This is a genomic window from Nibrella saemangeumensis, assembly GCF_039541915.1.
Lineage (GTDB): Bacteria > Bacteroidota > Bacteroidia > Cytophagales > Spirosomataceae > Nibrella > Nibrella saemangeumensis.
This window is the reverse complement of sequence record NZ_BAABHD010000037.1, coordinates 1-842: the sequence shown is the minus strand read 5'-3', so window position 1 is coordinate 842 and position 842 is coordinate 1. Positions and strand designations below refer to the sequence as shown.

Sequence of the window (842 nt, the reverse complement as noted above, 5' to 3'; positions counted from 1 at the left end):
AGAACGTGTTTAAAAATGGAGCGCTGGGGTTAGAAAAAGCGGAAATCAGCCTATCTTGAGGGTTAATCCGACCAAAGATGTACCCCTCCGACTTGACTGATTCCGCTTGGAAAGTTATTGAAGAAATCCTAGCTGACAAGCGAAAACGCAAACATTCTTTACGCGTAATCCTCAACGCACTGTTGTATGTCACCAAAACGGGTTGCCAGTGGCGGCAAATGCCCAATGACTTACCACCCTGGCAACTCTGTTATTATTACTTTAGCAAATGGCGCGATGATGGTACTTGGCTGAAAATCAATCAGAAGTTAGTCAAACGCCGTCGAGTCAAAGCTAAACGGGAGGCTTCTCCCAGTGTAGGAGTAATCGACTCCCAAAGCGTCAAGAGTAGTGAATGGGGTGTACCTCATAAAGGCTTTGATGGCCATAAGAAGGTAAACGGACGTAAACGCCATATTGTAGTAGACACGTTAGGGTTAATCCTGATAGTTGTGGTCCATGCGGCCAATCGCCATGATAGTAAAGGAGCCCGTAAGGTGCTGGAACGATTAGCCAAACAAGGGTATGAACGGCTTAGTTTGATTCTGGGCGACAGCGCCTACGGTAAGGAGTTAGCCAAATGGGCTAAAAAGACCCTAAAGCTGGTGATAACCGCAATCAAGGTTAGCGAGTTGGCTGGCTTTCAAGTAGTACCGATGCGCTGGAAAGTAGAGCGGACATTTTCCTGGCTGAACTGGAGTCGCCGACTCAGCAAAGATTATGAATGTGACTGTTCATCGGCCGAATCCTTTGTGTATCTGGCGAACATTTATCGCATTAGCCGTAAAATTTAAACAGGTTCT

1 protein-coding gene is annotated in these 842 nt (G+C 46.4%); it reads left to right on the top strand.

The annotated features are described in order from the left end of the window. Window positions 1–92 precede the first annotated feature (92 nt). Window positions 93–833 carry an IS5 family transposase gene (locus tag ABD949_RS18190; RefSeq protein ID WP_345245568.1) on the top strand — a complete coding sequence of 247 codons (741 nt, stop codon included), beginning with the start codon at window positions 93–95 and terminating at the stop codon, window positions 831–833. Window positions 834–842: the final 9 nt, after the last annotated feature.